Source organism: Parasutterella secunda (assembly GCF_023336895.1).
GTDB lineage: Bacteria > Pseudomonadota > Gammaproteobacteria > Burkholderiales > Burkholderiaceae_F > Aphodousia > Aphodousia faecalis.
The window spans coordinates 442,351-456,632 of record NZ_JAMBLT010000001.1; the positions used below are offsets into that span (position 1 = coordinate 442,351).

13 protein-coding genes and 3 tRNA genes are annotated in these 14,282 nt (G+C 48.2%); 7 read left to right on the forward strand and 9 right to left on the reverse strand.

Features of this window, described 5'->3' with window-relative positions:
- Positions 1 to 60: 60 nt before the first annotated feature.
- The gene (locus M3080_RS02075) at positions 61 to 561 is read right to left on the reverse strand and encodes a DUF3455 domain-containing protein (RefSeq protein WP_249091689.1); all 501 of its coding nucleotides are present in this window, start codon (positions 559 to 561) and stop codon (positions 61 to 63) included.
- Between the two features lie 267 nt (positions 562 to 828).
- Between M3080_RS02075 and sstT the strand changes: the two genes are divergently transcribed.
- Complete coding sequence (gene sstT / locus M3080_RS02080; protein ID WP_249091691.1) at positions 829 to 2,103, forward strand: serine/threonine transporter SstT; 1,275 nt, start codon at positions 829 to 831, stop codon at positions 2,101 to 2,103.
- A 51-nt stretch (positions 2,104 to 2,154) separates the two neighbouring features.
- On the opposite strand, the gene iadA is transcribed toward sstT, so the two are convergent.
- Positions 2,155 to 3,294, reverse strand: a complete 1,140-nt coding sequence (gene iadA, locus M3080_RS02085; protein ID WP_249091692.1) for a beta-aspartyl-peptidase — start codon at positions 3,292 to 3,294, stop codon at positions 2,155 to 2,157.
- 55 nt (positions 3,295 to 3,349) lie between these two features.
- On the opposite strand from iadA, the gene recQ reads away from it, so the two are divergent.
- A complete protein-coding gene (recQ, locus tag M3080_RS02090) occupies positions 3,350 to 5,263 on the forward strand; it encodes a DNA helicase RecQ (RefSeq protein ID WP_346429219.1) in 1,914 nt (637 codons plus the stop codon).
- Positions 5,264 to 5,302: 39 nt separating this feature from the next.
- Here recQ and M3080_RS02095 read toward each other — a convergent pair whose 3' ends face one another.
- From M3080_RS02095 to folE2, 6 genes are all read right to left on the reverse strand, one after another.
- Positions 5,303 to 6,079 (reverse strand): SDR family oxidoreductase, encoded by a 777-nt coding sequence (locus M3080_RS02095; RefSeq protein WP_249091782.1) that lies wholly within the window; start codon positions 6,077 to 6,079, stop codon positions 5,303 to 5,305.
- Positions 6,080 to 6,097: 18 nt separating this feature from the next.
- Complete coding sequence (locus M3080_RS02100) at positions 6,098 to 7,477, reverse strand: phosphomannomutase/phosphoglucomutase (protein ID WP_249091693.1); 1,380 nt, start codon at positions 7,475 to 7,477, stop codon at positions 6,098 to 6,100.
- A gap of 15 nt (positions 7,478 to 7,492) precedes the next feature.
- Positions 7,493 to 8,119: a thiol:disulfide interchange protein DsbA/DsbL gene (locus tag M3080_RS02105; protein WP_249091694.1), complete on the reverse strand. Its 627-nt coding sequence runs from the start codon at positions 8,117 to 8,119 to the stop codon at positions 7,493 to 7,495.
- A complete protein-coding gene (locus M3080_RS02110; RefSeq protein WP_249091696.1) occupies positions 8,116 to 8,661 on the reverse strand; it encodes an SPOR domain-containing protein in 546 nt (181 codons plus the stop codon). The genes M3080_RS02105 and M3080_RS02110 overlap by 4 nt, the downstream gene beginning before the upstream one ends.
- Positions 8,662 to 8,670: 9 nt before the next feature.
- Positions 8,671 to 10,389, reverse strand: a complete 1,719-nt coding sequence (argS, locus tag M3080_RS02115) for an arginine--tRNA ligase (protein ID WP_249091698.1) — start codon at positions 10,387 to 10,389, stop codon at positions 8,671 to 8,673.
- A gap of 85 nt (positions 10,390 to 10,474) precedes the next feature.
- Positions 10,475 to 11,278 carry a GTP cyclohydrolase FolE2 gene (gene folE2 / locus M3080_RS02120; protein WP_249091700.1) on the reverse strand — a complete coding sequence of 268 codons (804 nt, stop codon included), beginning with the start codon at positions 11,276 to 11,278 and terminating at the stop codon, positions 10,475 to 10,477.
- Between the two features lie 283 nt (positions 11,279 to 11,561).
- Between folE2 and M3080_RS02125 the strand changes: the two genes are divergently transcribed.
- Positions 11,562 to 11,972 carry a hypothetical protein gene (locus M3080_RS02125; protein ID WP_249091702.1) on the forward strand — a complete coding sequence of 137 codons (411 nt, stop codon included), beginning with the start codon at positions 11,562 to 11,564 and terminating at the stop codon, positions 11,970 to 11,972.
- 5 nt (positions 11,973 to 11,977) lie between these two features.
- On the opposite strand, the gene cls is transcribed toward M3080_RS02125, so the two are convergent.
- A complete protein-coding gene (gene cls, locus M3080_RS02130) occupies positions 11,978 to 13,441 on the reverse strand; it encodes a cardiolipin synthase (protein ID WP_249091703.1) in 1,464 nt (487 codons plus the stop codon).
- 81 nt (positions 13,442 to 13,522) lie between these two features.
- Between cls and M3080_RS02135 the strand changes: the two genes are divergently transcribed.
- From M3080_RS02135 to M3080_RS02150, 4 genes are all read left to right on the forward strand, one after another.
- Positions 13,523 to 13,825: a hypothetical protein gene (locus M3080_RS02135; RefSeq protein ID WP_249091704.1), complete on the forward strand. Its 303-nt coding sequence runs from the start codon at positions 13,523 to 13,525 to the stop codon at positions 13,823 to 13,825.
- 75 nt (positions 13,826 to 13,900) lie between these two features.
- Positions 13,901 to 13,986, forward strand: a tRNA-Tyr gene (locus tag M3080_RS02140).
- Positions 13,987 to 14,054: 68 nt separating this feature from the next.
- Positions 14,055 to 14,128, forward strand: a tRNA-Gly gene (locus M3080_RS02145).
- Between the two features lie 25 nt (positions 14,129 to 14,153).
- Positions 14,154 to 14,228, forward strand: a tRNA-Thr gene (locus tag M3080_RS02150).
- The last annotated feature ends 54 nt before the right edge of the window (positions 14,229 to 14,282 follow it).

The following is a 14,282-nucleotide window of genomic DNA, read 5'->3' on the forward strand; positions in this document are numbered from 1 at the left end:
GGATTTTCCCTGTTCCTCCAGTCCCTTTGGAAATTTTCTGAGTATTTCTCGGTACTTGCGTTATCGCCAGAAGATGAATTCGGCTTCAAACGGGACTTTATTGAGTTTGCCTTCGCGTGCGGGTGTGCATTTGGCTTGAGGGATCCCGCCCTTGGCGTTTAATCGCTGAATGTAGCGAACACCTAAGAATGCACCGCGGTTGGCAGGAGAAGTAACGGTAAAGAGGGCATCGGCGAGATTTTTGCCGTCTCCCGGTTTAATGCTTGTGATGCGGGAAGAGGCGATTTTCGAACCATCGTTATGAACGAATGAAAAACGATAGCCGTGTTTGGCTACGGCCTGACCGTTTACCGGATTAAAAAGATAGGCGTTGGGGGCTTCAAAGCGCCAAAACCAACCCTTCATGTCATGCACGCAACGGAAAACCTGCTCACCGGAAGCATCCAAACGCATCACCGCGTGAGTATTTTCCGGAGGGGTGACAGTGGGCTCTTGAAACGAAGCGCAGGCGCTTAAAAGTAAAGGTACTGCACACAAAGTCAATCGCCTCAGTAAATGCATGACAAACTCCGATTGAGAAAAAGATTTAGCAGAAAGGATACAGAAAATCTTTCCGTTCGTTTGAACATTCTAAAGCCAAAAATTTTTTCTAAAACGACAAACTAGAAATTTATTGGGTGTGTTAATTGGGCAATTTTGGATTTTTTATTTGAAAGAGTAAGTAAAAACCCTGATAACTGAGCAAAACACTTTAATGGTTTTAGCGCCGTTGCCGCAGAAAGATGTTATGGTACTCATTCCGTTTTAATTTGTAGGGTGGATGTACTTATGGCCCGTCATTCGTTAAAGCGCTTTGCGATGCCTTTTTTGCAGGCTTCGCTTGTTAAGCAGATTCTGATTGGTTTGATTCTTGGGATAGCTTTGGCTTATTTAGCCCCCGAGGCTGCCAAGGCCAGTGCTTTTTTGGGTTCACTTTTTATTTCTGCCTTAAAAGCCGTTGCTCCGCTCTTGGTTTTTGTGTTGGTGATGTCCGCGATCGCTAACCAAGACATTGAAACCAAGGCGCACATCAAACCCGTGTTGGTCCTCTATCTGTTGGGAACTTTTGGAGCGGCATTGGTGGCCGTGAGCGTTAGTTTCATGTTCCCGACAACGATTCATTTAACAGGAACGGAAGCCAATACCGCCACGCCGGGTGGCCTAATTGATGTGATTCACAATTTGCTTTTGAGCGTTGTGGATAACCCGGTACACGCTTTAAGTAACGGCAACTACATGGCAATTCTGGCTTGGGCTGCAGGTCTTGGTGTGGCCATGCGACACGCCTCTGATTCATCGCGGGAATTCATGGCGGATTTGTCTCGCGGGGTGGAATTCGTAGTCCGTGTTGTTATTCGCTTTGCCCCGATCGGTATTTTCGGTTTGGTGGCCAATACTGTAGCGAGCACCGGTATTGAGACACTGGCCGGTTATGTCCAAGTGCTTCTTGTTTTGATCGGCAGCATGTTTTTTGTAGCGTTGGTTCTCAATCCCTTCCTTGTTTGGCTCTATATTCGCCGCAATCCTTACCCACTGACGTTGGCAACATTAAGAGAAAGTGGGGTGACGGCCTTTTTCACCCGTTCATCGGCAGCCAACATTCCGGTGAACATGGGCATGTGCCGTCGTCTGAATTTGGATAGTGGAACGTATTCCATCACTATTCCGTTGGGCGCCACGATCAACATGGCTGGTGCCGCGATTACCATCACGGTTTTAACACTTGCGGCGGCCAATAGTCTGAATATTGAGACCAGTTTTGGGACGGCTATTTTGTTAAGTGTTGTCGCTTCGGTCTGTGCGTGCGGCGCATCGGGTGTACCGGGAGGCTCCTTAATGTTGATTCCTCTGGCATGCGGCTTATTCGGTATTGACAATGCCTTGGCAATGCAGGTGGTGGCCGTAGGCTTCATTATTGGAGTATTGCAGGATTCGGCCGAAACGGCTCTGAACTCTTCCTCAGACGTTCTCTTTACAGCGGCGGCTTGCTTGCGCGCTGAGCGAATTGAACAAGAACGCGACCGCAGGGAGCTGGAAATTAATGAGCAAATCAGACGCTCGTAATTGATTAATATAGAAAAAAGGGTGGTTCGAATTTGAACCACCCTTTTTTGATTAGGCTTCAAAGTTGGCCAATTTCACACTCTTGCCGCCTTTGACCCAAGTAGTGCCACGGGCAATGACTGTGTCGATATCAAGCGACTCGGTGAGTACGCAGAGATTAGCTTTCATGCCGACAGCTAACCGAGCTTCCTTCACACCCAGAGAATCAGCGACGTTAGAGGTCGTCATCATCAAAGCCGTTTCAAAATCGATTCCTGCCGCAACCATTTCCTTGAGCATTTGATGGTTGGCGTTAACAGGAGCGGCAACAATAGCCACCATGATGCCGTTTTCAAACTTCGGCATAGAGCCGTTGCCGTCAGAACTCATCGTGATGCGGGAGCGATCCACGCCGGCTTTCAAGGTGCGTTCAACGCATTCGACAAACGGGTAGTAGTTGCCGCCGCCCGAGGTGATATCGATTACGCCGCCTTTCTTCGCAAATTCGATAGCTTGTTCGAACAACTTCGGTTCGCGGCCCGTGTGAGTCGGCGAGAAGTGGTGACGGGGCAGACCGCGAGCAATGATGCGTTCAAATTGTTCATAAGCTCCGCCGTAATCACCTAAGTGAACGTGCAGCACGCCCTTTTTACCTGAGAGCATACCGCCCATGCGAACGTCAGCAACAAGCTTGAGCATTTCGTCATCATTGGGGAAGGAGCAGCGATGGTCAGCTAAAGCGAGCTTTACGCCGAGAACCGGTTCAATGCAGATGATGTCTTTGCGAGGATTGCCCGTGATGGTGGGAGAGGGGAATTGATAAGAACCCGTGTGCATATAAGCCGTCAGGCCTTCTTGACGCAATCCCATGACCTTGGCGTAAAGTTCTTCGGGGAATTTCGTTGTCCCTTCCGTACCCATCACGCCACAAACAGTCGTGATACCAGCGCGTAAGAGCTGAGAGGGCATGACAGGAGGAACGCGGGTAGCAAAACCGCCTTCGCCGCCACCACCGGTCAAGTGAACATGCTGATCGAAAAAGCCCGGAGTGACCGTGGCGCCTTCGACATCAATAACTTGAACTTCACCCGGCAGACGGATGCTGTCAAGACTATCTTCAATTGCGGCAATGGTTTCGCCGCAAATCAAAATGTCTTTTTTACCGACGGGAGCCGGCGTAAAAACGTTGGCGTTTTTGATAATCGTAAACATGATGACGTCCCTTTGAAAAAATTTAGCACGCAACCCCACCCGACGGATGCGGAAAATGCGCGCCCGCTACCGTGAGTATATCAATTCAAAAGGCTGCTTCGCCTGTATACTGTCGCGTATTGTGAAAGAGAAGATGATGACAGCAGAAGAAATACTGAAGCGCTACTTCGGCTATGAAACGTTTCGCGGTTTTCAAAAAGAAGTTATTGATACCGTGATGCAGGGCCGGGATGCTTTGGTGCTGATGCCGACGGGCGGCGGAAAAAGTATTTGCTATCAAGTGCCCGCGCTACTTATGGATGGGGTGACCGTTGTGATTTCACCTCTCATTGCGCTCATGAAGGATCAGGTGGACATGTTGCGCGATGTGGGCATTTGCGCGGCCGCATTAAATTCCACTTTAACAGCAGAGGAAGCCCGAACGGTTTACAGAGATTTAGAGTCTGGGAAAATCAAACTTTTGTACATTGCTCCTGAACGGTTACTTAAACCGTTTACTTTGGAGTTGCTTTCACGACTGTCGGTTAGCCTTTTCGCTGTTGATGAGGCGCATTGCATATCGGTCTGGGGGCATGATTTCAGACCTGAGTACCAAGCACTGGATTGCTTAAAAGAGCTTTTTCCCCATGTGCCACGAATGGCTTTGACGGCCACAGCCGACGAGCAGACCCGCTCCGAGATTGTTTCACGTCTGCTTTCTAATCCTCGCTCCTTTGTGGCAAGTTTTGACCGTCCCAATATTCGCTACAGAATGTATGAGAAGGGCAAAGGCTATCTGGACCAAATTACTCAATTTATTCACGGCGAGCATATGCACGAATCAGGCATCGTTTATTGCGCCACCCGCAATAAAGCCGAGGCTGTGGCGGGATACTTGAAGAAAAATGGAATAGACGCGTTAATTTATCACGCCGGGATGGAAAACGAAGAACGGGAAGCCAACCAAAGTGCCTTTTTTGACAGACCCTGCGTGATGGTTGCTACCATCGCGTTCGGCATGGGTATCGATAAGCCGGATGTGCGCTTTATCATCCACGTGGATATGCCTAAATCGATTGAGAACTTCTTTCAGGAAACCGGGCGCGCGGGGCGTGACGGAAAACCCGCAGAGTCGGTTTTGTATTATGGCTTAGAAGATTTGGTACAGCAGCGCTTTTTTATCGATAAAAGCGAAGCCGATCCCATGTATAAGCAAGTTTCTTTACATAAACTCGACAGTATGTTGGGACTGGCCGAATCTGCTGGATGCAGACGCATCCAACTGCTTGCTTATTTTGGGGAGAAACTAAATAAGCCATGCGGCAATTGTGACAACTGCGAAAATCCTCCTTTGACTCGTGACGCTACGAAGGATGCCCAAAAATTATTGTCTTGTATTTATCGATGTTCAAAGACAAATGGTTTGGGATTCGGTGCTTCTCACGTTATCAAAGTATTGCGTGGCGAGGTCAGTGACAAAATTTTTGAAAAGCGTCACGATGAATTGAGTACCTTCGGGATCGGTCGTGATCATACGATGAAATATTGGCGGCGAATACTCAGGCAGCTCATCGCTAAACACTATGTCAATGTGAACTACAGGGTCTATAACGTGTTGACCGTCAGCGATCGAGCCCGAACGCTTTTGCACGGACAGGAAAAGTTCTTGGTTCGGGTGGAGGGCGACAAGCAGCTTTCGTCTCGAAAAGTCATCGATCACGATGATTTGGATGATGCTGAACAAAGACTATTCGGTAAGCTTCGCGAGTGGCGCAAAACGTGTGCCAATCAAAATGCGGTAGCGGCCTATAACGTATTTCCGGACTCAACCCTTATTCAAATCGCTCGCCGCAAGCCACGACAGCCGCATCAATTGGCAGGTATAAGCGGTATTGGTGAGAAGCGCATTGAACGCTACGGGCAGGCTGTCTGCGAGGTTGTCAGTCTCTGGTATTCAGAAGAAAAAGCAAAAGATAATCCCCGTATATAAAAATTGCCCGGGTATGAACCCGGGCGAATTATCTGGTCGTTAGGCCCGATGGATTTCAGAGTTGCGGGGCTTTTGCTTTCTGTTTCCAAAGATTTTGTCAAAAAGCGGATTAGGCAGAATTCTCAGAAGTTTCGCCACAAGACCCATTTGCCAGGGAATGGTGGCATAGCTTCGTCCGCCCAAAATGGCGTTAGCGGCTCGCTTAGCAAATTCTTCAGGCGTGAGAATAAACGGCATCGGGTAGGGATTGACGTCCGTTAACGGCGTTTTAACAAATCCCGGGCTGATGGTTGTCACTTGGATGCCGTACTTCTTCATTTCAACTCGCAAGCTCTCGCAGTAAGTGATAACGGCCGATTTGCTTGAGCAATAGGCTTCTGTGCCGGGCATTCCACGGATGCCGCCCACACTGCCGATGCCGACCAAAGTACCATGCTTGCGTTGCATCATGGGTTCAATGAAAGCATGGAATGTGCTGGCCATCGCAAACACATTGGTTGCATAAACCTTTTCCATTACTTCCAGGTCTTCAAAGTATTGGGTTTTCACCCCAACGCTGATACCGGCATTGGCGATCACGATGTCGGCGCCGCCGACCGTCGAATCAAATTGGCGGGCTAATTCAATCAGTTTCAGGCGATCGGTGACATCACAGGCGTAGCTGTGATGGCGTTCGCTGTTGGGAAGCGTTTTGATCAGCTCATCTAGCGCCTCTTGACGTCGAGCCATCAAACCTAATGTTGCGCCCCGCGAGGCGAATTCGCGAGCGAGCGCCGCTCCGATTCCGCTGGAGGCGCCTGTAATAAAGACATTCATCGACATGATTCATCCGCCTTAAAAGGGCAATACAACTGAAGGATAAATTTCTTTAATGGCATTGCCGAATCGCGTTTTAATTCGTTCAAGCGCTTCGGGCGTATCACCTTCCAAACGAAGGACGACGACCGGTGTTGTGTTTGAGGAACGGGCAAGCGCAAAGCCATCTTCCCATTCCACTCGGATGCCGTCAATCGTAATCACATCGGTTGCATCATCAAAATGCAACTCTTTTTGCAGTCTCTCGACAAACTGCTTGTTTTCTCCTTCCTGCATTTCAATATGCAATTCAGGCGTATTGACAGCAGTGGGAAGCGCTTCAAGAACGTCCGAAGGATTGCTTGTGTGAGACAGAATCTCCAACATGCGAGCGCCGGCATAAAGGCCGTCGTCAAAGCCCGGCCAACGCTGGTCGTTAAAGAACAGGTGTCCGCTCATCTCACCGGCAAAGGGGGCCTGTGTTTCTTTGAGTTTGGCTTTTACCAGCGAGTGGCCCGTGCGGCAAATCGTCGGGATGCCACCGTGCTCCTTAATCCAGGGAACAAGGCGTCGAGTGCATTTGACATCATAAATAATCGGCGCACCGGGATTGTGTTTGAGGATATCGGCGGCAAAAAGCATCATTTGACGGTCCGGGTAGATGATTTGACCGGATTTTGTCACCACACCCAAGCGGTCTCCGTCACCATCAAATGCCAAACCCAATTCCACATCCGTTGTTTTTACCGTTTCAATCAAATCGACCAGATTGGCAGGCTTTGACGGATCCGGATGGTGATTGGGGAAGTGACCGTCAATTTCAGCGTATAAGGGAGTCACTTCGCAGCCCAGGCGTTTGAAAAGTTCCAACGCTGTCGGACCGGTGACGCCGTTGCCGCAATCAATGGCGATCTTCATCGGACGGGCCAGTTTAACGTCGCCCAAAATCTTTTCAAGGTAAGGAGTCAGAACATCGATTTCTTCAATCTTTCCTTTTGTTTCTGAGACCGAAATTCCTTTTTCAATTCGCTCGCGCAAAGCCTGAATGCCATCGCCGTAAAGCGTTTCTTTACCCATCATCATCTTTAAGCCGTTGTATTCAGGTGGGTTATGGCTTCCCGTTACGGCAACACCGGAACCGGTTTTTGTGAGCACTGTCGCAAAATAGAGAACCGGAGTAGGCGTCATGCCGATTGACTTGACATGGATACCCATGTCCGTGATACCTTCCATGAGTGCACGGGAGAGTTTGGGGCCCGAAAGACGACCGTCACGGCCGACGCACATCGTGTCAACATTTTTTTCTTTGGCTAAAGCGCCTAATGCCTGACCGATTGCCCGAACAGCTTCCTCAGTTAACGTTTTATCCACTACGCCGCGGATGTCATAGGCTTTAAAGATGGAAGAATCAATTTGCATGATGATAGGCCTTGATTAATGTTTTTGACGCGCTTGACGTTCATGATGAACAAGCCAATCAAGCGCTTCAATGGTTTTTTGTCTGGAGCCAGCCATGTGAGGAGCCGTCAAATACTTTCCGGCAACAGCGACATAAGGCGTGGCATCCAAGCGATAGTTTTGCCAAGTTTGAAGCGCTTGCTGTGTTTTCATTGTAACCGTGAACGAATTGTATGCAGCATTCCATTCGTTCAGGTTCACTTTATGGGATTGAAGCCAACTTTGCAGATCGGCTTCACTGGTGATGACGCCGCTGAGAATATCCTGCCAAAAGGCCGGATGAAGATCTTCTAAGCGGTCAAGTGCTTCAAATGTGTAGTAGATTCGAGAGAGAAATTGGGTGGCTGGTTCCCAAGCGACAGGAACCCGACGAACGCTTACATCGGCCGGAAGTTTTTTCATCCAGTCTTCAAGTAGCGGTGCCAGGCGCTGGCAATGAGCACAAGTGTAAGCGAAAAAATCGATGACTTCGATTGAATCAGAAGTGGAACTGACGGAAGGGGAGACCACTCGGTAGTCTTTACCTTCGACGGCATTAAAAGCCATCGCCTGTGCTCCGATAAATGTCAGGGCACAGGCCGTTATGAAATGGGAAAATCTCATTTGTTCTTGATTACCATGGCATCGAAACCGTTGGACGTCAGGCGTTGCTGCAGTTCATTGGCTTCTCTGGCCGTATCAAAAGGACCGAGGAAAACGCGATAAAGCGTGATGCCGGCGTCCGTTGATTTAACCACATCGGCTTCAAGAGCAATGAAAGCCAATTCGGTTCGAATTTTTTCTGCGTCTTTTGCGTTGCGGAAAGCACCCGCTTGAATACTGTAACTTTCACCGGTGCTTTGTTCAGCGGCATTGACAGGTTCATCGGCACGTTGGTGGGCAGTAGGCGCTTCAACCGTCTTAATGGCAGATAACGCGTCGTCAGCTGGGGTGCCTCGAGTGCCAGAGTCGTACAAAGCCGTATTAGGGTCTTTGCCGTCAAGGGCGGCGGCATCCACAGGTGTTGACTGCTTTTGCACTTTTTCCACAAAGGGAATCGGAGCATTTGTGATAAATAAAGCCAGGGCGGCGCAGGCTATACAGCCTACCAAGACACCCAACATGGCACCGAGCCAAAAAGATCCTTTTTTTTGATTGGCAGCCATAAAAATTCCTTACATTTTTTCCGGAGCGCTGACGCCCAGAAGATCCAAGCCATTTCGCAGCACCTGACGGGCAGCGAGTAAGAGCGCCAAGCGGGCGTTGCGAACAGCCTCATCTTCAACAAGAACTCTCTCGGCATTGTAGAAGGCGTGGAAATCTCCGGCCAGATCTTTGAGGTAGAAACAAAGCGTGTGCGGAGCACATTCCTTGGCAGCCACCGAGAGCGTTTCCGGGAATTCGCTAATGCGTGCAATAAGCGCTTGAGCATTCTTATCGGACAGCGCCGACAGATCCATTTCGGCAATAGCCTCTTGAGTCGGAATGCTGAAGCCCTTTTCTTTTGCTTGGGCAAAGACCGAGCAAATTCTGGCGTGGGCGTACTGGAGATAGTACACAGGGTTTTCATCCGATTGAGACAAAGCCAAATCGATATCAAAGACGAATTCACTGTCAGCTTTGCGACTGACGAGGAAAAAGCGAGCAGCGTCCTTGCCGACCCAGTTAACGAGATCGCGCAACGTAACATATGTACCCGAGCGCTTGCTCATCTTGACTTCTTCACCGTTTTTGATGACTTTGAGCATCTTGTGCAACACATAGACGGGGAAGACTTTCGGAACATTTAAGCCCAATTGCTGACCGGCTACTTGAACGCCTATTCGCACGCGGGCTGTGGTTCCGTGATGGTCAGACCCCTGAATGTCAACGGCCTTGACAAAGCCACGTTCAAACTTGCTCAAATGGTAGGCGACGTCAGGCACGAAATAGGTGTAATGACCATCTTGCTTGCGCATGACACGATCTTTGTCGTCACCGAATTCTTTGAAATCAGTTGTGCGCAACCACAATGCACCGTCTTGCTCATAGGTATGGCCTGAAGCAATAAGCGCGTTGACAGCGCGTTCAACCAAGCCGTCGGAGTACAAAGAACTTTCCAAGTAGAAATTGTCGAAAGACACACCCAATGCATTCAAGTCGCTGTCTTGTTCGTTCTTAAGGTAACCGACGGAAAAAGCCCGGATACTATCAACGTCTTCAACATTGCCGCTGGCGGTGATTTCCTGACCATCACGGGTACGGATCGTTTTTTTATCCAAGAAATCCTTGGCGATGTCTTTAATGTAAAGACCTTGATAGCCGTTTTCGGGGAAAGTGATTGTTTCGCCCAATAATTCCTTAATGCGCAGACGAACCGACTCGGTTAAGGTTTGGATTTGAACGCCGGCATCGTTGTAGTAAAACTCTCGGCAAACATTCCAGCCTTGAGTTCTCATTAAATTGGACAGAACGTCACCCAAAGCCCCCTGTCTGGCATGGCCAAGGTGCAGAGGTCCTGTCGGATTGGCAGAAACATATTCAATAAGAATGCTTTCGCCGGCATGATCTTTATTTTTGCCAAAGTCGCTGCCCAGCCGGAGCACTTCACGAATTGCAAAGGTCTTAGCCTGCTGGCTCAAACGCATGTTAATGAAACCGGGGCCGGCAATTTCAAAACTTTCAATCAGCTCTTTTGATTGAGGAAGCGATTGGATTCTCTCAATGAGTTCAGTGGCAATGGCACGAGGGTTCTTTTTTAATTGGCGAGCCAGTTGCATAGCGACATTGCAGGCCAAATCGCCATGAGCGGCCACCTTAGGACGCTCAAGCAGAATCTGAGCATTGTCTACGCTCATTGAGACGAGCGCGTCATTGAAGAGCGAAAGAATCGCATTTTTTTGTTCATTTAACATGGTATTCGATCGAGCAATAACAAAAATATTCAGTACAAAACCCCCTCTCCCACACTTGAGGCGGGAAAAGGCTTCATAGAATCAATCAATCCATTGAGCCCTTGGTAATTTGAGCGTAGGCAGAATGGTTGTGGATTGATTCGAAATTTTCAGCCTGCACGCAATAGGCCTCAACATTGCTGTCTTTATTGAGCGCAACGGCAACGTCACGAACGAGATCCTCAACAAATTTCGGATTTTCGTAAGCACTTTCCGTGACATATTTTTCGTCGACTCGTTTTAACCGGCTCCACAATTCGCAAGACGCACTTTCTTCGGCGTAACGAATTTGCTGCTCAAGCGACAAGTTTCCTTTTAAGCGAGCTGAAATCGTGACGTGAGAGCGCTGATTATGAGCGCCATAGGCGGAAATTTCTTTACTGCAGGGGCAAAGGCTTGTCACCGGAACCGTAACGGTTTGGGTTACCCAATTCACGCCGCCCTTACTTTCCACCTTATAGTGCACGCGGTAATTCATCAGGCTTTCCAAATGGGAAACCGGAGCACTCTTTTTCACAAAGAACGGGAACTCAAAATCGATGCGACCGGCGTCTGATTCCAACGTCTTCAGCATGTCTTCGATGAGTTCAACAAGCGTGTCTCGGCATAACGGTTTGGCATGCGACTCAAGTAAACCGAGAAACCTTGACATATGGGTGCCCTTATGTTCGGCCGGTAGCGCAACGTACATGCCAATCTGGGCAACGGTGGGCTGAACGCCATTTGCGCTGGAGACTGTAACCGGCAGTTCGATCCCGCGCACACCGACATATTCGATGGCAATATTGCGAGGATCCATACTCGACTGAACATCGGGCAGGTTGTTGTTAGATAAATTTTTCGTATTCATGATTGGCGTAATTGTCGCTAAAAACAGGAAATTTTGCGAACCTTTTGTGACGAAAAATGAAAAAAACGAGAGCAAGCAGCTAAAAATTGTTTCTAAGTGTTTTTACCAATACGTTTAGACAGAGAAAAATATTGGGGTTAATGATCGGATTTCAAGGAGTTTTTAACTCACATAAGAGAAGACTTGTAAAAAATGGACACTATTTCTCTCGCAAAGTTTTTTCAATACCTTTAAATTGTAAAGGCGTAATGAAATCAACAAAAAATAAGGAAATATAAGAAGGATGCCCATATACATCTATCGTGGCGGTTCTCCAAACCCGCAACCTCAAAACCCGTTGGTTCGATTTTTAGTCAGTGCGGCTATTTTGGCGGTGATTATCGGATTAGGTGTTTTGTTGTTGCCGGTTATCGGTGCGATTGCTTTACTGATTTTAGGTTTTATCGCACTTTTGGTTATCGGAGGTCTGATTTATCGCTGGATCTATGGTAATCCCATCGACAATTACTACCGCAAGCAAAGAGAACAAAGAGAGGGAGTGAGGATAAATCCGGACGCAGCTCCCGATCAGCAACCTCTCAGAGAAGCGCAAGAGCGTCAGTCACAGGGCAGAAAAATGCGTTTTCGCAGCCGTGATCAAGTTGTAGAAGACGCCGTTGTTGTAGAAGAACGCAAACGTTCCGATTCACAATAAAGTGGTTACAGAAGGGGTGAGAGCAAATAACTCGCCCCTTCTTTCATGCGTACAAAAACGGACCGTTTGTACCACTGAAATAGGTTGATTTCTGATGAAGATTCCGCATAACTGGCGTTCAAGGCGGATACCTTTTGACTGAATCCTTCATCAAAAACCAAAAGCATTAATTCGTAATTCAGATGCATGCTACGCATATCCATATTGACGGTTCCGAAAAGGGATAATTCCCCATCAATGGTTACACTTTTGGTATGCAACATGCCTTTTTCGTAAAGTTTGATGTGAACGCCGGATTTCAGTAGCTCGTCAAAATAGCGTTGAGCCGCATAGTTGACCATAATGGAGTCGCTTTTTCTGGGTAGGATGAGTGTAACCTGGACACCCTTTAAAGCCGCGTTTTGCAAAGCTAGTGCCAATGCTTCACCGGGAATGAAGTAAGGGCTGACAATTTCGACGGATTTCTTAGCCTGATGAATAGCCTCAATGATCAGTCGTTGATTGGCATCATTAGTTGTTCCGGGGCCGGAAGGGACAATCATGACCGTTGCTTGGTCAGGCATGTCAAATTCAACAACCGCACTATTTTTGAACTCTGGAAAGGTAATTTCGGAGTCGGTCAGAACCTTCCAGTCGAAATGGATAAGGTGATAGAGACTGGAAACAATCTCTCCCTTAGCGCGAACCATTGCGTCAACCCATTGTCCGACATTGGCATTTCGTTTGAAGTAGTGGGGATCTGCCATATTAAGGCTGCCACTATAGGCGATTTTTTGGTCAATGACGGCAATCTTCCGATGCAGACGAATGTCTGCACGACAAAGCAAAGCGCTGAAAAGCGAAACAGGCAGGGCACTTTCAAGATGAATGCCTTCGTAGCGGAACATGCGTGCCCAATCACTGGATAAAAAACGGGAAGAGCCGATTGCGTCAACGAGAACATAACACTGCACACCTCGTCGTGCAGCTCTTATGAGAGCCGCAGAAACATCATCGGCTTTGCCCCCGACATCCCAAATGTAAAACTCCATTGTGATAAGTTCTTTAGCGTTATCAATATCATTAACCAATAACGTCAGTGTCTCTTCGGAATCATCTAACAGTCGCAGGGAAGATTTTTTTGTCAACGGAAACTTGCCTAAGCGGGTCGCTAGCTTTGAAATGTTTCGATAATTTTCAGGAGCCATGGCTTCCGTATGCATGATATGGCGAAAAATTTGCCTGCGTTTGCGCATCTCGCGACGCAATTTTCTGGCATGCCACCGGCCAAGGGTGCGTTCTCCGAACAATAAATAAAGAATAAAGCCGAAGTATGGAACAATGGTTGTGAGTAAAATCCATGCAAAAGAGCTTCCCGGCGGGTGTCGGGTAAGCATGACGCGCAAAATCACGCCGATGGTCAAGGTAAGCTGAAGCAAAACAGCCGCAAGGCCGACAAGATTGATTGGTTCGGAAAAAGAAAAATTCATACGCACATCCAAATCTCGGCAAAGTGTAGCGCGTGAAAGCGGGAAAAATCTATAAAAACTATGAAGAAAACGACTTTTGAAATGCTTCTGATTGGTTTGTCCGCCCCGATGGCTGGAATCGGGATGGGTATGCTGATGAATGGTTCCATCGGAGGCGCCTTTATGTTGTTAGGCGCATCGATGAAATTGGTGGTGGCCTATTTCAGGACTCCGAAAGACCTTTTTGATTGGGATAACTTCGGCGGAACATTCGATGATTTCAAAGATCGAATGGAAAAAATTCAAAATGAATTGGATAATGAAAAACCGCTATTGGGCTGGTTATCTGATTTGGCAACATACATGATGTTGGGTGGGCTCTTTGCTTTGTTACTGGTCGAATAAATCGCGTGTCAAAGATTTTTTTTCAAAATAGCTTGACATTTATTTTAAAACCCTACATAATGCCACTCTCGCTACGGAGGGGTGCCCGAGTGGCTAAAGGGGGCAGACTGTAAATCTGTTGGCTTACGCCTACGATGGTTCGAATCCATCCCCCTCCACCAAGCGATCGCTCGCTTATACTGTAGCGAAACCAGGATTGCAGGCGGGAGTGGAAACTCTCTCGACGCAGGCGGGTGTAGCTCAATGGTAGAGCAGAAGCCTTCCAAGCTTACGACGAGGGTTCGATTCCCTTCACCCGCTCCACAGTTCGTGGACAGTCCCAAATTCAGCCCATGTGGCTCAGTGGTAGAGCACTCCCTTGGTAAGGGAGAGGTCACGCGTTCGATCCGCGTCATGGGCACCAGTTTTCTATCAGTCTCGAATAGATCGGGGCTTTATAACATTCACAAATAGAAGT